This is a genomic window from Rhodococcus sp. NPDC057529 (assembly GCF_042802055.1).
In the GTDB taxonomy this organism is placed as follows: Bacteria; Actinomycetota; Actinomycetes; order Mycobacteriales; family Mycobacteriaceae; genus Rhodococcus_F.
This window is the reverse complement of the sequence record NZ_JBHVEY010000002.1, coordinates 593,096-611,135: the sequence shown is the minus strand read 5'-3', so window position 1 is coordinate 611,135 and position 18,040 is coordinate 593,096. Positions and strand designations below refer to the sequence as shown.

Annotated in this window: 16 protein-coding genes; 9 read left to right on the top strand and 7 right to left on the bottom strand. The window is 69.1% G+C overall.

What is annotated here, in order from left to right; genetic code table 11:
• Positions 1 to 34: 34 nt before the first annotated feature.
• From ACFU5V_RS05910 to ACFU5V_RS05890, 5 genes are all read left to right on the top strand, one after another.
• Complete coding sequence (locus ACFU5V_RS05910; protein ID WP_378439717.1) at positions 35 to 169, top strand: hypothetical protein; 135 nt, start codon at positions 35 to 37, stop codon at positions 167 to 169.
• Positions 166 to 1,599: an aldehyde dehydrogenase family protein gene (locus ACFU5V_RS05905; protein ID WP_378697534.1), complete on the top strand. Its 1,434-nt coding sequence runs from the start codon at positions 166 to 168 to the stop codon at positions 1,597 to 1,599. The genes ACFU5V_RS05910 and ACFU5V_RS05905 overlap by 4 nt, the downstream gene beginning before the upstream one ends.
• Positions 1,600 to 1,678: 79 nt before the next feature.
• Complete coding sequence (locus ACFU5V_RS05900) at positions 1,679 to 2,839, top strand: acyl-CoA dehydrogenase family protein (protein WP_378697532.1); 1,161 nt, start codon at positions 1,679 to 1,681, stop codon at positions 2,837 to 2,839.
• Positions 2,840 to 2,930: 91 nt separating this feature from the next.
• Positions 2,931 to 4,532: a thiamine pyrophosphate-binding protein gene (locus ACFU5V_RS05895; RefSeq protein WP_378697530.1), complete on the top strand. Its 1,602-nt coding sequence runs from the start codon at positions 2,931 to 2,933 to the stop codon at positions 4,530 to 4,532.
• Between the two features lie 77 nt (positions 4,533 to 4,609).
• On the top strand, positions 4,610 to 5,245 hold the full coding sequence (locus tag ACFU5V_RS05890) for a TetR/AcrR family transcriptional regulator (protein ID WP_378435090.1): 636 nt from the start codon (positions 4,610 to 4,612) through the stop codon (positions 5,243 to 5,245).
• A 214-nt stretch (positions 5,246 to 5,459) separates the two neighbouring features.
• Here ACFU5V_RS05890 and ACFU5V_RS05885 read toward each other — a convergent pair whose 3' ends face one another.
• A complete protein-coding gene (locus ACFU5V_RS05885) occupies positions 5,460 to 6,938 on the bottom strand; it encodes a cytosine permease (RefSeq protein WP_378697607.1) in 1,479 nt (492 codons plus the stop codon).
• Positions 6,938 to 7,099: a hypothetical protein gene (locus ACFU5V_RS05880; protein WP_378435088.1), complete on the bottom strand. Its 162-nt coding sequence runs from the start codon at positions 7,097 to 7,099 to the stop codon at positions 6,938 to 6,940. The genes ACFU5V_RS05885 and ACFU5V_RS05880 overlap by 1 nt, the downstream gene beginning before the upstream one ends.
• A 129-nt stretch (positions 7,100 to 7,228) precedes the next feature.
• Between ACFU5V_RS05880 and ACFU5V_RS05875 the strand changes: the two genes are divergently transcribed.
• Both ACFU5V_RS05875 and ACFU5V_RS05870 read left to right on the top strand, forming a co-directional pair.
• Positions 7,229 to 8,623 carry a flavin monoamine oxidase family protein gene (locus ACFU5V_RS05875; RefSeq protein ID WP_378697528.1) on the top strand — a complete coding sequence of 465 codons (1,395 nt, stop codon included), beginning with the start codon at positions 7,229 to 7,231 and terminating at the stop codon, positions 8,621 to 8,623.
• A gap of 105 nt (positions 8,624 to 8,728) precedes the next feature.
• A complete protein-coding gene (locus ACFU5V_RS05870) occupies positions 8,729 to 9,604 on the top strand; it encodes a cyclase family protein (protein WP_378697526.1) in 876 nt (291 codons plus the stop codon).
• 9 nt (positions 9,605 to 9,613) lie between these two features.
• Here the strand turns inward: ACFU5V_RS05870 and ACFU5V_RS05865 are convergent, their stop codons facing one another.
• The 5 genes from ACFU5V_RS05865 to egtA all read right to left on the bottom strand — a co-directional run bounded on the left by ACFU5V_RS05865 (position 9,614) and on the right by egtA (position 15,118).
• A complete protein-coding gene (locus ACFU5V_RS05865) occupies positions 9,614 to 10,807 on the bottom strand; it encodes a PQQ-dependent sugar dehydrogenase (protein ID WP_378697524.1) in 1,194 nt (397 codons plus the stop codon).
• A gap of 73 nt (positions 10,808 to 10,880) precedes the next feature.
• Positions 10,881 to 11,855 carry an L-histidine N(alpha)-methyltransferase gene (egtD, locus tag ACFU5V_RS05860; protein ID WP_378435080.1) on the bottom strand — a complete coding sequence of 325 codons (975 nt, stop codon included), beginning with the start codon at positions 11,853 to 11,855 and terminating at the stop codon, positions 10,881 to 10,883.
• Positions 11,852 to 12,598: an ergothioneine biosynthesis protein EgtC gene (gene egtC, locus ACFU5V_RS05855; RefSeq protein WP_378435077.1), complete on the bottom strand. Its 747-nt coding sequence runs from the start codon at positions 12,596 to 12,598 to the stop codon at positions 11,852 to 11,854. The genes egtD and egtC overlap by 4 nt, the downstream gene beginning before the upstream one ends.
• A 1-nt stretch (position 12,599) precedes the next feature.
• Positions 12,600 to 13,904, bottom strand: coding sequence for an ergothioneine biosynthesis protein EgtB (gene egtB / locus ACFU5V_RS05850; protein WP_378697522.1), 1,305 nt, complete (start codon positions 13,902 to 13,904; stop codon positions 12,600 to 12,602).
• Positions 13,904 to 15,118, bottom strand: a complete 1,215-nt coding sequence (gene egtA / locus ACFU5V_RS05845; protein WP_378697520.1) for an ergothioneine biosynthesis glutamate--cysteine ligase EgtA — start codon at positions 15,116 to 15,118, stop codon at positions 13,904 to 13,906. The genes egtB and egtA overlap by 1 nt, the downstream gene beginning before the upstream one ends.
• 145 nt (positions 15,119 to 15,263) lie before the next feature.
• Between egtA and ACFU5V_RS05840 the strand changes: the two genes are divergently transcribed.
• Both ACFU5V_RS05840 and ACFU5V_RS05835 read left to right on the top strand, forming a co-directional pair.
• Positions 15,264 to 16,439, top strand: coding sequence for an aminotransferase class V-fold PLP-dependent enzyme (locus tag ACFU5V_RS05840; protein WP_378697518.1), 1,176 nt, complete (start codon positions 15,264 to 15,266; stop codon positions 16,437 to 16,439).
• Positions 16,440 to 16,561: 122 nt separating this feature from the next.
• The gene (locus tag ACFU5V_RS05835; protein ID WP_378697517.1) at positions 16,562 to 18,034 is read left to right on the top strand and encodes an FAD-dependent oxidoreductase; all 1,473 of its coding nucleotides are present in this window, start codon (positions 16,562 to 16,564) and stop codon (positions 18,032 to 18,034) included.
• The last annotated feature ends 6 nt before the right edge of the window (positions 18,035 to 18,040 follow it).

Here is an 18,040-nt window from a genome sequence, read left to right as displayed (position 1 = left end):
TCCACATCCTGCGACAGCACAGGAGAACACTGCGATGACCGAGACCCGCTCCCCCGGCCTCGTCCCGAACACTGTCGACGAATTCCGCGGCCGCGTCGCCGTCGGCACCGACGGCGGCCACTGGCTCGGCAAGTCCGTGTACACGGATTCGCGAGCGGCGGCCCGATGACCACCACGATGCACACCACCTGGGACCGCGACTCGATCCTCGTCGGCGGGAACTGGATTCCCGTCACCGAGTACACGCTGGTGCACGACCCGGCCACCGAGTCGGTGATCGGCCGGTCCGCGTCGGCCGGTGTCGATCACGTCGACGCAGCCGTCGCGGCGGCACGCGCCGCTGGAACAGTCTGGGGTGCACGCACTCCCGAGGATCGCGCGAAGCTCCTGGAAGAGCTGTGCGACCGACTGCGCGCGCGGAGGCAACTCCTCGTCGACACCACCGTCGCCGAAGTGGGTGCCTCCGTCACTGTGGCCGAGGAAGCGCACATCGACCTCGGTATCGAGATCCTCGCGTCGTATGCCCGGCTCGCCAGGGACCTTCCGTTCCAGGAACGGTTGGGCCGGACGCTGCTGTTGCGGCGCCCCGCGGGTGTCGTCGCGTGCATCACCCCGTGGAACTATCCCTTCTACCAGCTCGTGGCCAAGGTGGGCGCTGCTCTCGCGGCGGGCTGCACCACCGTCGTGAAACCGGCCGAACTCACCCCGCTGTCCACGTATCTGTTCGCTGACGCCGTACTCGACGCCGGACTTCCGCCGGGGGTCGTGAACCTGGTGCCGGGCCGCGGCCGCACGGTGGGAGCCGCGCTTGCCGCGCATCCCGGTGTCGACGTGGTGTCGTTCACCGGCTCGACCGCTGTCGGCAGGGCCGTCGCCCACTCCGCCGCGGAATCCCTGACACGGGCGTGCCTCGAACTCGGCGGCAAGTCGGCGTCCGTGGTGCTGGGCGATGCCCCGCTCCCGGAAGCGGTCACCGCGACCGTCGACGCGGCCATGCTCAACTCGGGTCAGACGTGCAGCGCGTGGACTCGTCTGCTCGTGCCGCGTGCATGCTACGAGGAGGCGGTCGCACTCGCCGCCGACCATGCCGGCGCGTTGCGGGTGGGCGATCCCCGGGACCGCTCGACGCAACTCGGGCCGGTGATCTCGGCTGCGCAGCGGCGATCGATCGCGGAGTCCGTCGACGCGGCGGTCGCCGGCGGGGCGCGCCTGGCCGCGGGAGGTACCGGCGTGCCAGCCGACCTCGAGACCGGCCACTACCTGCGGCCGACCGTGCTCGCCGACGTCGGGCCGCGCGACCCGATCGTGCGGGAGGAGATCTTCGGACCCGTGCTGGTCGTCCTCCCCCACGACGGCGACGACGACGCGGTCCGGCTCGCCAACGACAGCGACTACGGGCTCGGCGGCGCCGTGTGGTCGGCCGACCCGGACCGGGCACTGGGCGTCGCGGCGCGGATGGACACCGGTCAGGTCGACGTCAACGGCGCCCCGTTCAACCCCGAGGCCCCGTTCGGGGGCTGGAAATCGTCCGGCCTCGGCCGGGAACTCGGCCGGTTCGGCGTCGAGGAGTTCACCGAACTGACGGCGGTGCAGCGCTGACCCGACGCACCCGCACGGCACCACCCGCACACCACAGTCCCGCACCGGCACAACCGCATTGGAAGCGAAGGAACAGCATATGACCACCACCAACATCCCCGCCTGGCCCCTGACCGACGAGCAGAAGCAGATCGTCGAGCTGTGCCGCGACTTCGCGCAGAAGGAGATCCGGCCCCGCGGCCGGGAGGTCGACGAGGCGGATGTCGTGACACCCGTCGACATCTTCGCCAAGGCCGCCGCGGTGGGCATCACCGACTTCATGATCCCCGAGGACTTCGGCGGAGGCGGCATGGGCGACGTCTTCACCCAGTGCCTGGTGCAGGAGGAACTGTGCTGGGGCGATCCCGGCATCGGGAACCTCGTGTGCTCCAACGGCTTCTTCTCCGACCCGATCATGGTCCTCGGCACCGAGGAGCAGAAGAAGCAGTGGCTCGGCCCCCTCACCGGACCGAACGCCCCGATGACCTCGCTGGCCACCACCGAACCGGGATCCGGTTCGGATGCGGCATCGATCGTCACCACCGCGGAGCGCATCGACGGCGGCTACCGCCTCAACGGGCAGAAGGCGTGGATCTCGAATGCGGGTGCCGCCCAGTTCTACGTCGTGTTCGCGAAGACCGACCGCACCCAGCGGTCCGGCGGCGTGTCCGCGTTCCTGATCGAGAAGGGCGCCGAGGGAATGACGTTCGGTGAGCCGATGAAGAAGATGGGGCAGCGCGCCATCGTGTGCCGGGAGATCTTCTTCGACAACGTGTTCGTCCCCGAGGAGAATCGTCTCGGCGCCGAAGGGCAGGGCTTCTACGGCCTGATGGGCACGTTCGACATCTCCCGTGTCGTGCTCGGGGCGGCCGCCGTCGGCGCCGCCCGCGCCGCCTACGAGTACGCCCTCGACTACGCCAAGACGCGCAAGCAGTTCGGGGTGCCGATCATCGAGCACCAGGCGGTCGCGTTCCGGCTTGCGGACATGGCGACGCGGATCGAATCCGCCCGGCTCCTGGTCCATCACGCCGCCCGCATCATCGACAGCGGCGGAAACGCCCGGGGCATCGCCGCCATGGCGAAACTGACGGCGTCCGAGACCGCCATGTTCGTCACGCACGCTGCGGTGCAGACGCTCGGCGGGTGGGGGTATTCCCGCGAGTACCCCGTCGAGCAGTGGATGCGCGACGTCAAACTGGAGGAGATCGAGGAAGGCACGTCCGACATCATGAAGCTCGTCATTTCCCGGAACCTGGACTGAGCGACGTGGGTGCGCGGCGGCGGACACACCGTCGCCGCGCACCCGCGCACCATCCGCACACGAACACTGCACAGCCCATGGGAGGGCATCGATGACAAGCCAGAACGGCGGCCGGGCACTCGTCGCGGCCCTCGCCGCACACGGAGTCGACACGGTCTTCGGCATTCCGGGCACCCACAACCTCGCCGTCTACGCCGCCTTGGCCGACTCGCCGATCCGCTCCGTCCTGACGCGGCACGAGCAGGGGGCCGGTTACGCCGCCGACGGCTATGCGCGCGTCACAGGCAGACCCGGCGTGTGCCTGACCACGACCGGCCCCGCCATTCTCAATGCCGCCGCCGCGGCGGCGCAGGCGTGGTCGGATTCGATCCCGGTGCTGTTCATCTCGCCGGCACTGCCGCTCACCCACCCGGGGCGGGGAAACGGCTACCTCCACGAGGTGAAGAATCAGCAGGCGGCGCTCGAGGCGATCGTGGCCTACAGCCACCGGGTGACCAGCCTCGCCGAGATCCCCCGCGCGATCGCGTACGCCTTCGCCGCCATGACCTCGGGCCGGCCCCGGCCGGTGCACATCGAGATCCCCGTCGACATCCTCGACGCGGAAGCGGACGTCCGGATCGTGGCCCCGGTGGACGCTGCTCCGCTCGCCGCTCCCCCGCACGCGGTGACGGAGGCGACCCGCCGTCTCACCGCCGCACAGTCTCCCGTGCTGGTCGTGGGCGGCGGCGCCCGGTCGGCGGCCCCGCAGGTCCGCGCCCTCGCCGAACGTCTGTCCGCCCCCGTGCTCACGACGACCAACGGGAAAGGAGTACTCGACGAGGACCACCCGCTGTCGGTGGGAGCCGGCGTTCACCATCCCGCGGTCCGGGCCACGCTCGAGGCGGCCGATTGCGTCGTGGCGATCGGCACCGAGTTCGCACCGTCCGACTTCTGGTACGGCCCGGTGGAACTGGACCACAAGCTGATTCGCGTCGACGTCGATCCGGCGTCGATGACCACGAACGCCGATCCCGCCGTCCGCCTGCTGGGAGATGCCGGGACCGTGGTCGCGCAACTGCTCGACGCCACCACGGTGCGGGAGGATTCCGGCGCCCACGACCGCGCCGCGTCGCTCCGACGTGAATTGCGGGCCGACGCCGCCGCCGAGGGTGCCCCGTGGCTGGAGATGATGGCAGCGATCGCGCCGGTCGTCGACGAATCCACGGTGATCGCCGGGGACAGCACCATGGCCTGCTACTACGGTGCGCTGTCGAATCTCGCGGTGCACCGCCCCGGCGGATTCCTGTACCCGACGGGTCAGGGGACGCTCGGATACGGTCTGCCTGCGGCGATCGGCGCAGCCGTGGCCGACCCGGACGCACGGGTCCTGGCGATCCTCGGCGACGGCGGGGTGATGTTCACGCTCCCCGAACTCGCGACCGCCGCGCACCTCCGGCTGCCGCTGCCGATCGTGGTCGTCGACAACGGCGGCTACGGGGAGATCCGCAACGAGATGGCCGACCGCGGCGACACCGTCCACTCGGTCGCGCTCGGCGGCATCGACTTCCCCGCGGTGGCGCGGGCGATGGGATGTCACGGACGGTCCGTCGAGTCTCCCGGAGCGCTGACCGACGCGATCACCGCCGCCTTCGACGCGGACCGCCCCACCCTCCTGCACATCCGCGAGAACAGCAGGGCGACGCAGCCGGAGTGACGGCTACGCTGGTTCGGCCGGGCTCTCGGCTACGGTTTCGGTAGACGAGAAGTCACATCCAAGGAGTTGAGAGCGCGATGCCACGCCCCAGCGTTGAAGCGGAACGTCGAGAACAGATCCTGCAGGCGACGTGCGAGGCCATCGCCGAACTCGGCTTCCGCGCCGTCCGGATCGCCGACGTCGCGGCGAGGGCCGGGGTGAGCAACGGCACGATTCATTACTACTTCGATTCGAAGGATGCGCTGCTGCATGCGGCGTTCCAGTTCAACTTCGAGCATTCGCTGGAACGCCGGCGGTGGATCATGGAGAAGAGCGACGTCCCGCTCGTGCGGCTGCACCGGCTCGTCGAGTCGTATCTTCCCGCCGGGCCGGAGACGATCACGGCGTGGCGGGTGTGGGTGGAATTGTGGGCGTCCGCACTCGGCAACGTCGAACTCCAGGAACTCAACGACACGGTGTACGGAGAATGGCGCGGGGTCGTCCGCGAGACGGTCGAGGCGGGCGTGGAGCAGGGCGCCCTCCGGGTCGACGATCCCGGGGCCGCCACCGACATGCTCCTCGGCCTGCTCGACGGCCTCGCGATACAGGTGCTCACCGGTTCCACCCTGATGACGCCGACGCGGATGCGGGCCGTGTGCGACGACTTCATCGACGCGATCACCGTCGACAAGCACCGGGTCGTGTCGGCGGCCGCCAAGCGCACCGCGAAGTAGCCGTCAGATCGCCCGATGAAGCGGTGATCCCCTCCAGCACAGCCTCTTCCACAACACGGACCGAGCGGTGAGGGGATGCAGTCGTCGTCGGCCGCCGTCCCCTGTTCCACGAGAACTGCATCGTGACCGGAGGACACGATGCAGTTCCCGAGCGTCACGTTCCCGATCCGCAGCGAGGAGAACACGTGGGGAACGAGTTGTGACGACATACTTTTCACCTGTCGACGAGCGCGGCCCGCGGCCCGCGGTCGTAGCCGCCGAGTCCGAGCGGCTGCACGCACGTCTTGGTCAACACGGCATGGAGCGTGCCGGCGACGAGGAACGCCGGAATCGAGGCGGTGGTGTACGGAAAGATCGGGGACGGGATGTAGGTGACCGGATTGAGCAGCAGCGCGTACGTGACCGCGCCGGCGGCCACCGAGGCGAACGCGAAGGCGTTGACACCGCCCCAGTAGCCGTAGCAGGAGCGCCCACTGGGGAGGTACAGGTCGCGGATCCGGAGGACGCCTCTGCGCAGCAGGAAGAAGTCCACGATCTGGACGGCGCACAGTGGCGCGACGAGGATCGCGCCCCAGGACAGGAATCGACCGTAATTGTCGTAGACGGCCGACGGGAAGAAGACCAGGATCGCCGCGGGCCCGAGGATGAACGCCACGAGCACGGGCCACGGTGTGCCACGGAGCAGCTTCCCGCCGCCGCCCTTGAGGGCGACCATGGACGCATATCCCTGGGAGAGGATGGCAGTGACGTTGGCGAAGCCGATGACGATCAGTGCCAGGACACCGAGCACGACTCCCGCGAGGGGAATCATCCACTCCGTCGGATCCTCGATGTTCAGGGCCAGCGCGGCGAAGACACCGACCACGGCGGCGGCCACGGAGGCGGCGAAGAGCCCGAGCCAGTTCGGCCAGAACGCGGCACGCGGACTTCGGGTGAGCCGGGCGAGGTTTCCGACGTTCGGCCACCACGCGAACCCGCCGGCGATGTTCAGCTCGATCGCGACCATGAAACTGGTGTGCGGATCGCTTTCCGGATCGAGCGGCGGCAGACCGGCCAGTTCGGACCACGATCGCTTGGTGAACACCATGACGAGGATCCCGACGATGACGATCACCAGGACCGGTGCGATCACCCGGCACACGGACTCCACCGAGACCGGTCCCCGGGCGAGGACGAGCCAGGACACGCCGACCGCCACCAGTCCCAGCAGGCTCACTGCCGCACCGGTGTGGGAGATCTCGACGCCGAACACGTTGTCGATGACGTTCACCAGGCCGTGCCCGAACATGATGGCCAGAACCGCGGACCAGGCGGCCGCGAAGAGAGTGGACATCACGACCATCACGATTCGGGCGCCGTTGCTGCCGAACACACTTCGCAGTCCGACGAACTGCTCGATGCCGTACTTCGCCGACGGCAGACACGGCGCGAGCGACACGAGGAAGACGCTGATCGCGTAGCCGATGACGATGCTCGCGATCGCCTGCACCGCGCCGACGTAGTACGCAACGGCGGCGCCCTGCAGAAACGCCCAGGTGGCCACGGCCAAGCCGATGTTGACCGCGGAGTAGTCCCAGAAGCCCCAGATCCGCTCCGACGGCACCAACGGCAGTTCGTTCAACGTCGCGTCCGTGCCGCCGGCGCCTGCACTGCCCACTGTCACGGTGCGGTCCTCCCGCTGCCCGTCCAGCATCAGTACGCCCACCACAGCATGACGGTGATCGTCGCGACGATCCCGGCGATCGCCGCCACGACGTCCCGCCACGGAAGGTCGGGCAGGATCATCCCGCCTCCGCCCCGGGATTCCAGTAGGAGCAAGCGCCTCTCGAGTTCCTGTTCGAATGCGTCGTCCACGCGATCCCCATTTCTGATTGACGGGCCAGTTATCATTAGTCTGTGGCACGGGTCACATCGTGTCAACCCTCGAATTCTCGCGCAGGAAAACAGGATTGAGTATTGACTGGCGGGCCGATCAAGAACAGGATGCTGGTCATGACGAACACGAAGGATCACCCGACTGCCCTACCGGCCCGCGTTCGGACCGTCGTGATCGGCGCGGGGTACGCCGGCCTGTCCGCCGCACTCTCACTACACGACGACGGGATCGACACCATGATCCTCGAGGGAGCCGACCGCGTCGGCGGGAGGGTGTGCTCGGAGAGGCGGGACGACGTCGTCGTCGACCACGGCGGGCAATGGGTCGGCCCCACCCAGAAGCACCTGCTCGCGCTCGCCGACCGCTTCGGCTGCCCGACCTTCCCCACGTACAACACCGGCGAACACATCGAACTGTGGCCCGACGGCGTCCAGCGGCGCTACACCGGCGCCGGTCCCGACGGCGGCCCCGGCATGGCCGAATACCTGGCCGCCGCCGACCGCATCGACGAACTCGCGAGAACGATCGATCTCGACGACCCCACGAACACCCCGGACATCGAGAGGTGGGACAGCGAGACCGTCCACTCGTACTTCGAGCGAACCGTCGCCGACGAGGACGCCCGTCGACGACTCGCGCTCGCGATCGAGGGTGTGTGGTCGGTCGAACCGCGCGATCTGTCGGTGTTCCATCTGCTGTTCTACGTCGCGTCGGCAGGCGGTTTCGATCAGCTGATGGAAACCGAGGGGTGCGCCCAGGAGCGCCGCTTCCGCGACGGAGCACAGTCGACGGCGCTGGCGGTCGCGGCCCACCTCGGTGACCGGGTCCACCTGGGTACGGCAGTGCGGCACGTCGAGCACACCGCTGACGGAGTACGGATCGAGACCAGGCGGGGAACGATCCTCGCCGACGCCGTCGTCATGGCCCTGCCGCCGTCAGCCACCCAGCGGGTCACGTTCACTCCCCCACTGCCGGTCGCGCGCACACGGTGGGTCGAACGCAGTCCGATGGGCGACGTGGCGAAGGTGCACGCCGTCTTCGACACCCCGTTCTGGCGCGCCGACGGACTCTCGGGGCAGGCCACCGTGTACGGCGACCGCGCCGTCGGAGTCGTCTTCGACAATTCCCCCGAAGATGCCGGACACGGCGTGCTCGTGTGCTTCGTCTACGGTGACCGCCAGCGTTCCTGGTCGGCGCTGTCCGCCGAGGACCGCCGCGCGGCGATCCTCGGCACCCTCGTCGAACTCTTCGGCGACCGCGCCGCGTCACCGGTCGACTACACCGAGAAGATCTGGCCGCAGGACCCCTGGGTGCGAGGCGGCTACGCGGCCAGTCCCACCCCCGGAACCTGGTTCGCGCACGGACGAGGGTGGCGTGCTCCCACCGACCGCGTCCACTGGGCGGGCTCGGAGACCGCGAGCATCTGGAACGGCTACATCGACGGAGCCATCTCCTCGGGCGCGCGTGCGGCCGACGAGATCCGGAAGCAATTGTCTTGCTGAGCGAACGGGACGCTCGTCCGATCCGACGCAACGAGCGTCCCGTTCGTCGGGCGCGGCGGACCCTATGATGTAGCGAACCGCGACCGCCCAGCGAAGGAGCCGCGTATGTGCTCGCCCCGCATCATGACTCACGTCTACCGGACCATCGAGAACCGCGCCGCCCCGATGAGTCGGCGGTCGCTGCTCGGAGCGGTGGGCGCCGCAGCACTGGGGGCGGCGGTCGCGCCGGCGACGGCATCGGCTGCACCCGCGTCGAACGCGTCGATTCTCGATCTCACCCACGTGCTCACACCCGGCTTTCCCGTGTGGCCCGGCGCTCAGCAGTTCGCGATGCGGCCGGTGGCGCGGATCGGTGACGCTGCGACCCCGCTCGGCTCCGTCGGCATAGGCGCTCCCAGCGTGTTCTCCAAGAACGAACTCCGCTACGACGAGCACACCGGCACGCACGTCGACGCGCCGGCGCACGCGAGCGTGAACGGTCTCACCGTCGAGCAAATTCCACCCCGCGACCTGGTGGTACCGCTCGTTGTCGTGGACATCTCGCTGCGGGCGCGGGCCGATAACGACACGCTACTCACCCGGCAGGACGTTCTGGACTGGGAGTCCGATCACGGACCGCTTCCCGATCGCTGCGTGGTGGCGATGAACTCGGGGTGGGATGTCCGCGCCGCACAGCCCCCGACGTTCACCAATCAGGACGTCACCGGTGTGCAGCACACCCCCGGGTTCGACCCGGGCGCCGTCGAGTTCCTCGTCCGGGAGCGAGACATCGTCGCGTTGGGAACAGACACCCTCAGTATCGATGCAGGGCGTAGCACCACGTACGGTGCGCATCTCGCGGCGCTCGGCGCCGGAAAGTACGCGGTGGAAGCTCTCGCGAATCTGTCGCAGGTTCCGCCGTCCGGCGCAACCGTCGCGGTCGGCGCCCCCGCCCACGCAGGAGGGTCCGGCGGTCCCTGCCGGACCCTCGCGTGGTTCTGACCGTGGCGGTCAGCCCTGGGGCGTGACGCGCAGTACCTGGTCGGTGGAACCGTTGTCCGTGGTGACGAGCAGCGAGCCGTCGGCGGTCGGGGTGACGGACCGGAGTCGGCCGTGCTGATTCTGCAGGCCGAACGTCTGCGCGGTCACCGTCTGCCCGTCCGCGGCCAGCCGCAGGAAGATCAGTTGCTTCGTCTTGAGTCCGCCCATGACGAGGGCGCCGTCCCACGGTCCCCATCCGGCTCCGGTCACGAACGCGCCGCTTCCGGTCGCCAGGGTGCTGCTGCCCGAACTCCACGCCGCGGCAATGGCTCCGGGCACCCGCACCGGGTCCGTCATCGGCACGGTCTCGTCGTAGATGCCGGGAATCCGGTCCGGCCTGTATCCGTAGTTGCCGCCGGCGACCAGGAGATTCACCTCGTCGTCCCGCGACGTTCCCTGGTCGACGGCGTAGACGCGACCCGTTCCCGGCTGTTGAGCGAGACCCTGCGCATTGCGATGGCCGAGGGTGTACACGGGGCTCGCCGGATCCGGATTTCCGGCTGCGGGGGTGCCGTCGGCGTTGATGTGAAGGGTCTTGCCGCCCAGCGAGTTCGGATCCTGCGACACGGTCGGCTGCGCCGTGTCGCCGGTGCCGACGAACAGGGTGCCGTCGGTAGCCGTCAGGATCCGGCAACCGCCGTGACGTCCCTCGTCGACGGGGATCCCGGTCAGGATCGCGGCACCGCGGGTCAGCGTCGTCCAGCCGGCATCGACGGTCCACGACTGGATCCGGATATCGGTGACGCCGCCGCCCTGGAATCCCTGGCACGTGTACAGAGTGCGGGACTGTGCGAAGTTGCTCGCGAGTGCGATACCCATCAGCCCGGTCTCGGACTGTGCGTAGAGGTCGGCGAGATCGGCGGCGACCGGTCCGCTGCTGCCGTCCGCCCGCCGGACGAAGAACCCGCCCGACCGCTGCCCCGTGAGCACCGCGCCGTCCGGTGCCTGCACGGCGTCCCACGGATGGTCGAGTCCCTCGAGGACGGGTGTGACCGTCAGAGCCGGAAGGGTGTCTTCCGTCGGCACTCCCGGGCCGTCGCTGTCCGAGCCGAGACTTCCCGTGTCGAACGGAATGGGTAGCGGCTGAGCGGATGCCTGTGCGGCGGGAAGGCCGATCACGGCCGTGGTGGCGAGAGCAAGGGCAGCGAGCTTCGGTTGACGCACAAGTTCTCCTCGGGTCGTTGACGCGCTACGCGGCAACTATAGGCGCGCCGACGCCCGAAGTTGATCTTGTCGGTCACCTCCGCGCGGCGCACACCAGCGCGAAGCGCCCGTCCGGGTCGGTCCAGACCCGGTCGACGCCGAATCCGGCCTCCGCCAACTCCCGTCGGATGCCGTCGAGGGTGAACTTGGCGGAAATCTCCGTCCTCAGCTGCTCCCCCGCGGCGAACTCGACGTCCAGATCCAGCTCGGCGATACGAATCGACATGGCTCGCTCGGCCTCGAGCCGCATCTCGATCCACTCGTTGCCGGCGTCCCACAGCGCGACGTGCCGGAACTCGTCCACCGGGAAATCCGCGTCGAGTTGCGAGTTGAGTACCTGCAGCACATTGCGGTTGAACTGTGCCGTCACCCCGGCGGCGTCGTCGTATGCGGGAACGAGAACGGTGGGATCGACGACCAGCCCGACACCGAGAAGGAGGTGCTCCGCTGGTTCGAGCACGTCGGCGATGCCGGAGAGGAACTCCGCACGCTCGGCGGGCACCATGTTTCCGAGGGTGCCCCCGAGGAACGCGATCGTGCGGCGACCACCCCGCGGCAGGTGGTGCAGCGACTCGGTGAAGTCGCTGACGACGCCGCGCACGGTGAGGTTCGGGAACTCCGCGCCGATCTGCTCGGCCGCACCCTCGAGCGCGGACACCGACACGTCCTGCGGCACATACGTGTGGAGGGTTCCGCGACGGGTGCCGGCGTCGAGCAGCAGCCGGGTCTTCTCCGAGGAGCCGGATCCGAGTTCCACGAGAATCTCCGGCGCCACCACCTCGGCGATCTCCCCCGAATAACGTCGCAGCAGTTCCCGTTCGGTGCGCGTCGGGAAGTATTCGGGCAACGCGGTGATCTGCTCGAACAGCTCGCTGCCGCGGGCGTCGTAGAAGTATTTGGGCGGCAGCCACTTCGGGTTCGACGTGAGCCCGACGGTAGCGTCCTTGCGGAGGGCGGCCTTCAGCTGTTCGGGCTGCAGGTACACCTCGAGGGTCGGTGTGGTGGTCATCGTGCTCCCATCTCGAGCGGGGTGACGATCAGGTGTCCGGGACGTGCGCTGACGACGTGACGGTCCGGAATCGATTGCCAAGCGGGGTCGTCGTCGTAGGGTTCGGACATCACGATGGCCCGTTCGTCGTCGACGAGCACCGACAGCGAATGATGCCAGGTGGTGGCCCACAGTTCCGTGCCGTTGCCCAGCAGCAGATTCAGGCGCGAGTTCGGGGCGGCAGCGACGACGGACTGGACGAGCGAGGTCATCGCCTTCTCGGGGTCCTGCCCGCCGAGCGCCCGGCGCAGCAGCAGCCACAACGCCGCCGAATCGGTCGGCGCCTCGAGTCGCAGCAGATCGATCGCGGGCAGTTCCGCGGCGAGCCCGGCGAGCGACTCCGGCCACCCGCGCACCACCCCGTTGTGACTGAACGCCCACGTGTCGTCGCAGAACGGTGCGCAGGCCGTGTGCTGCACGGGCATCCCGACCGTCGCCGACCGGGCGGCGGCCACCACGGCGCGGGAGCGGATGTTCGGCAACATCTCTCGCACGACGGGATCCGACCACAACGGCGCGGCACTGCGGTAGCGGGAGAAGCCGTCCGCACCCCACCACCCGACGCCGAATCCGTCGGCGTTGATGGTTCCGCCGCCCCTCATGTCGCGTGGCGCGTAGGACTGGTGCAGCAGCGAGTTCTCGCCGCAACCGACGAGGTCGGCCACTGATCGTTCCGGTCCCAGATAGCCCAGGTGTCGGCACATCTCAGTAGTCGTCTCCCGGAAGGTCGCGGGCACAGCGGAATCCGGAGAAGATCTGCCTGCGGATCGGGTGGTCCCAGTTGCGGAACGTCCCGCGGCACGCCACCGGATCGGTGCCGAACGAACCGCCGCGCAGCACACGGTAGTCGCCGCCGTAGAACACCTCGGAGTATTCGCGGTACGGGAACGCCGAGAAACCGGGGTAGGGCTCGAACGGCGACGACGTCCACTCCCAGACGTCGCCGATCAACTGGTGCACGCCGAGCGGGGACGCCCCCGACGGATATGCCCCGACCACCGCGGGTCCGAGGTGGCGCTGGCCGAGGTTGGCGAGCGATGCATCGGGTTCGCCGTCGCCCCAGGGGAATCGGCGCGACCGTCCGGTGAGCGGATCCCACCGCGCCGCCTTCTCCCATTCCGCTTCGGTCGGCAGCCTCTTGCCTGCCCAGCGTGCGAACGCCTCGGCTTCGAAGAAGCAGACGTGCACCACCGGTTCCTGAGGATGAATCGGCTCGGTGACTCCGAACCTGCGGCGCCACCACGTTCCGCAGCCGTCGTTCTCCCAGAACTGGGGTGCTTCCAGCCCGGCGTCGCGGCGATGCGCCCATCCCCGCTCACTCCACAATTCGGGCCGCGCGTACCCACCGTCGTCCACGAACTCGAGGTAGCGGGCGTTGGTGACGGGAACGGCGTCCATCACGAACGCCGGCACGTGCACCACATGCGCGGACCTCTCGTTGTCGAGCGCCCACGGATCGTCCGACGTTCCCATCGTGAATTCGCCGGCGGGAACGACCACTTCGCCCTCGGTGATCGCCCCACCGACCCGCGGTGCGCTGTCCGCGGTCAGCACCGCTGCACCGGAACGCAGCTGGTGGGTGGCGAGCATCGTTTCGGCGTGCTGCTGCTCGTGTTGCGCGATCATGCCGAACGCGAATCCGTTCTCCTCGAGCGGGCGGCCCCGGAACGTGCTGCCGTCGAGCACGTCCCACGCCTTGTCGCGAACGGTCCGGAGGTAATCCCTGGCCTCGTCCGGGTTCAACAGCGGCAGGGAGGGCCGGGAATTCCTCGAATGTTTGAACGCGTCGTACAACTCGTCGATGTCGCTGCGGACGGGTTCGCGGCCGCCGACGTCCCGCACGAGCCACAACTCTTCCTGATTGCCGATGTGCGCGAGATCCCACACGAGCGGGCTCATCAGCGGGGAATGCTGCGCGACGAGGTCTTCCCCGTCGACACAGTCCGTCAATCCGGCGGTACGCTCCCGCGCCCGCGTCAACACCGTCTCGATCTTCTCGCGGGTACCCATCAGCGGTCCTCGCTCGGCGCCTGGCCCCGGCAACATCGTTCGGCGGCGGTGTCGAGCAGCCGGACGAATTCGGGATCGGGCGAGTACGCCGCCGCCAGCGACAGCAGAGCCGTTGCCGCAGCACGCAGTTCGAGGTCGGCCAGGCCGAACTCGGCCGCATCCCGCCAGCGTTCCGCGGTGGGCAGTGCCGCGGCGAGCGCCTCGGCCATGGCCCCCGGACCCGACAGCAGTGCGTCGATCGCCGCGATCGGGACCCGCCACTGGTCGCCCGGTTGCGCGTCGAGGTAGCGCACCTCGAGATGCCCGGCAGCGCGGACGGGCGGAAACAGCGTGGTGAGGTGATAGTCGAGGTCGGCGGACGTCGGACGCCCGATCACGTCGTCCAACGCCCCCTCCACCCAGTCCCCGAAAGTTGCGTCGCCGGGCGCCGTCCAATCCGGTCCGTCGTTGCGGATGCACAGCAACGGCACGTCCAGCACCCAGGCCGCATAGTCCGCGCTGTGCGGGGTTCCGGTGGTCCGCGGCGAATCGAGTTCGAGCCACGTCCGCATCCGCTGCGACGCCCACTGCCCGTCGGGTACCCCGTAGAGCCGCGGTGAACACGCGAACGCCGCGATCAACGCGGGCCCGACCGCATGCAGCAGGTGCCACCGCTTCTCCACCGCAATCGGATCGGCTCCGGCGTCCACGCTGACCTGGGTGGCGGCGGTATTGCACATCATCAACTTGCCGAAGGGCCCGATTCCGGTGAAGCGGGATTCCATGGCGCAGTAGCGCGGTGACTGGAGGAGACGTCGAGCGGGCCTGCGGGTGTCGGCGGCCTCGGACGACATCCGAATCGACCGGGACGACAACAGATCGGCGAGGACGGCCTGATCGGCGGCGAGGTAGTCGCACAATTCCCGTGCGGAGCGATAGGGGGCGCTGGACAGTTCGATCTGTCCGCCGGGTTCGACCGTGACGGCGCTGCCACCGGGAAGGGGCTGGGCAGGAGAGGAGGGATCGATGGTTCTGGGGGTGTGCGGCCCGAGAGCTTCGGCGAGAGCGGCGAGGTCGGGACGCACGTGGTCCGGCAGTTGCGCGGTCAGCCACTCCAATTCCGCGCCGATCAGCTGGGGTGGCCCCAGTTTGAAGCACACACCACCCAGATACGCCTCCGCCGCCGGCCGCGACGTGAGCCACGTTGCTTCGACGGACTGAACTGCAGTAGCCATTCGACCCTCCCCTTCGGGCGCCGCCTGAACGTCGTTATCGACATTAGAGCGACTCGGCCGTCGATGCACGCCTCATCGGCATACTTTTCGACGAACCTCACGGGTACGTTCGAGTCCAGTTACCGCAAAACGGGAGGTATCGGACATGCTCGACCTCGAGCAGGCGCGACGGGACACCCCCGGGTGCCTCGACAAGGTGTTCCTGGACAGCGCGGGCTCCTCGCTTCCCCCGGCCCCGGTCCTGGACGCGGTGTTCGCGCACCTGCGCCGGGAGGCGGACGTCGGCGGCTACGTCGCGGCCGCGGAACGAGCCGACGACCTCGCCGCCGTGAAGTCGTCGCTGGGCCGCCTGATCGGGGCGGGCGCCGACAGCATCGCGCTGGTGGACAGCGCCACCACGGCCTGGAACGACTTCTTCCACGCGATCCCGCTCGAGGCCGGTGACCGCGTCCTGATCTCGGAGGTCGAGTACGCCAGCAACGCCATCGCCGTCCTGCAGCGGGCGCGGTCCGTCGGCGCGACGGTCGACGTGATCCCCGGCGACCCCACGGGCCAGATCGACGTCGCCGCCCTCGGGACGCTCCTCGACGACCGGGTCCGTCTCGTGTCCCTCGTCCACGTGCCCACCAACGGCGGCCTGGTCAATCCCGTCCGCGAGGTGACGGAACTGGCGCACGCGCACGGCGCGCTGGTGCTGCTCGACGCGTGCCAGTCCGTCGGCCAGATCGCCCTCGACGTGGTCGAACTGGGCGTCGACGCCCTCTCCGCCACGGGACGCAAATGGCTGCGGGCGCCGCGGGGCACCGGCTTCCTGTACGTCCGGCCGGATCTGGCCGCGACGCTCGAGCCTGCCGCCCTCGACCTGCACAGTGCGGAGTGGACCGCGGCGGATGCGTACCGCCTCGCGACCGATGCCAGCCGGTTCGAGTTCTGGGAGTGCGACGTCGCAGCCCGCCTCGGACTCGGGGTGGCGGCCGACTATCTCCTCGCTCTCGGAGTGGACGAGGTGGCGGCGGCGGTGGCGGCCGGGGCCGAGCACCTGCGGTCGGGTCTCGCGGCGATCCCCGGGGTCACCGTGCGCGACCTCGGCGCCCGCCGCTGCGGAATCGTCTCGTTCACCGTCGACGGGTTCGACCCCGGCGACGTCCGGAAACAGCTGGCCGCCCGCAACGTCACCGTCACGGCCAGCCTGCGCGGTTCGACGCTGCTGGACATGAGCGCCCGCGGACTGGACGCCGTGGTGCGGGCGTCGCCGCACTATTTCTGCTCCCCGGAGGATCTCGACCGGTTCCTCGCCGAGGTCCGGACACTCGCGAAGTAGCGCCTCCCGGCACCACGTCCCACTCACCGGGAGATCTACCGACTCGGGATTTGTAACAGGTTACAGTTTGAGGGTAACCCACGTCACACTACGCCTGTGACCGCCCGAGAGGACTTCCACCCATGGTCGACGCCACACCGATCCGCCCCCGGTCCGCAGCAACCGTCACCGAGTGGGACTACGAGGCCGACGTCGTGATCGCGGGTTACGGCATCGCCGGTGTGTCCGCCGCCATCGAGGCGGCGCGGGCAGGCGCCGACGTCCTGGTCCTCGAGCGCACCAGCGGATGGGGCGGTGCCGCCGCACTCGCCGGCGGCTTCATCTACCTCGGCGGCGGAACGCCCCTGCAGAAGGCGTGCGGATTCGACGACTCCGTCGAGAACATGAAGACGTTCATGATGGCGGCGCTCGGCCCGGGCGCCGACGAGGAGAAGATCACCGACTACTGCGAGGGCAGTGTCGAGCACTACAACTGGCTCGTCGACTGCGGGGTCCCGTTCAAGGAGAGCTTCTGGGGCGAACCCGGTTGGGAGCCCCCGTTCGACGACGGGCTCATGTACTCCGGCGGCGAGAACGCGGCGCCGTTCAACGAGATCGCCACCCCCGCGCCGCGCGGGCACGTTCCGCAGATGGACGGCAAGCGGACCGGCGAGAAGGGCGGCGGCTACATGCTGATGAAGCCGCTCGTCGAGACCGCCGAAAAGCTCGGGGTCCGAGCCGAATACGACATGCGCGTCCAGACGCTCGTCGCCGACGACACCGGACGCGTCGTCGGGATCGTCGCCAAACAGTACGGCAAGGAGGTGGCCGTGCGGGCGCGTCGCGGCGTCGTCCTCGCGACCGGCAGCTTCGCGTACAACGACAAGATGATCGAGGCCCACGCACCGCGGCTCATCGGCCGCCCCGGCGCCGCCATCGAGGAGCACGACGGGCGCTCGATCCTCATGGCGCAGGCCCTCGGCGCCGACCTCGCCCACATGGACGCCACCGAGGTCGCGTTCCTCTGCGACCCCCAGTTGGTCGTCCGCGGCATCCTCGTCAACGGCCGGGGCCAGCGCTACGTCCCGGAGGACACGTACTCCGGTCGCATCGGCCAGATGACCCTGTTCCACCAGGACAACCAGGCGTTCCTCGTCATCGACGAGGCGTCCTACGAGGAGGGCGCGGCCGCGACCACGGCGACGCCGTTCCTGCGCGCCCAGCCGAAGTGGGCGGCGGAGACCGTCGAGGAACTCGAATCCGACATGGGCCTGCCCGCAGGTGCACTCCAGTCGACCGTGGAGGTGTACAACGAGCACGCCACCGAAGGGTCGGACCCGTTGCTGCACAAGAAGTCCGAGTGGGTGAAGCCGATCGGATCCCCCGTCGCAGCCCTCGACCTGCGCGGGTTCACGCTCGGCTTCACCCTCGGCGGCCTGCGGACGACCGTGAACTCCGAGGTCCTGCACGTCTCCGGTGAACCCATTCCCGGCCTCTTCGCGGCGGGACGGTGCACGTCGGGGGTGTGCGCGGGCGGCTACGCGAGCGGCACCTCCCTCGGCGACGGCAGCTTCTACGGCCGCCGCGCCGGCATCAGTGCGGCGAAGCAGGCCTGACCGGAC

Bases quoted from the DNA above. Each gene is read 5' to 3' on its own strand.
- ACFU5V_RS05910 (WP_378439717.1), top strand. From the start codon at position 35: ATGACCGAGACCCGCTCCCCCGGCCTCGTCCCGAACACTGTCGACGAA.
- ACFU5V_RS05905 (WP_378697534.1), top strand. From the start codon at position 166: ATGACCACCACGATGCACACCACCTGGGACCGCGACTCGATCCTCGTC.
- ACFU5V_RS05900 (WP_378697532.1), top strand. From the start codon at position 1,679: ATGACCACCACCAACATCCCCGCCTGGCCCCTGACCGACGAGCAGAAG.
- ACFU5V_RS05895 (WP_378697530.1), top strand. From the start codon at position 2,931: ATGACAAGCCAGAACGGCGGCCGGGCACTCGTCGCGGCCCTCGCCGCA.
- ACFU5V_RS05890 (WP_378435090.1), top strand. From the start codon at position 4,610: ATGCCACGCCCCAGCGTTGAAGCGGAACGTCGAGAACAGATCCTGCAG.
- ACFU5V_RS05885 (WP_378697607.1), bottom strand. From the start codon at position 6,938: ATGCTGGACGGGCAGCGGGAGGACCGCACCGTGACAGTGGGCAGTGCA.
- ACFU5V_RS05875 (WP_378697528.1), top strand. From the start codon at position 7,229: ATGCTGGTCATGACGAACACGAAGGATCACCCGACTGCCCTACCGGCC.
- ACFU5V_RS05870 (WP_378697526.1), top strand. From the start codon at position 8,729: ATGTGCTCGCCCCGCATCATGACTCACGTCTACCGGACCATCGAGAAC.
- egtD (WP_378435080.1), bottom strand. From the start codon at position 11,855: ATGACCACCACACCGACCCTCGAGGTGTACCTGCAGCCCGAACAGCTG.
- egtC (WP_378435077.1), bottom strand. From the start codon at position 12,598: ATGTGCCGACACCTGGGCTATCTGGGACCGGAACGATCAGTGGCCGAC.
- egtB (WP_378697522.1), bottom strand. From the start codon at position 13,904: ATGGGTACCCGCGAGAAGATCGAGACGGTGTTGACGCGGGCGCGGGAG.
- egtA (WP_378697520.1), bottom strand. From the start codon at position 15,118: ATGGCTACTGCAGTTCAGTCCGTCGAAGCAACGTGGCTCACGTCGCGG.
- ACFU5V_RS05840 (WP_378697518.1), top strand. From the start codon at position 15,264: ATGCTCGACCTCGAGCAGGCGCGACGGGACACCCCCGGGTGCCTCGAC.
- ACFU5V_RS05835 (WP_378697517.1), top strand. From the start codon at position 16,562: ATGGTCGACGCCACACCGATCCGCCCCCGGTCCGCAGCAACCGTCACC.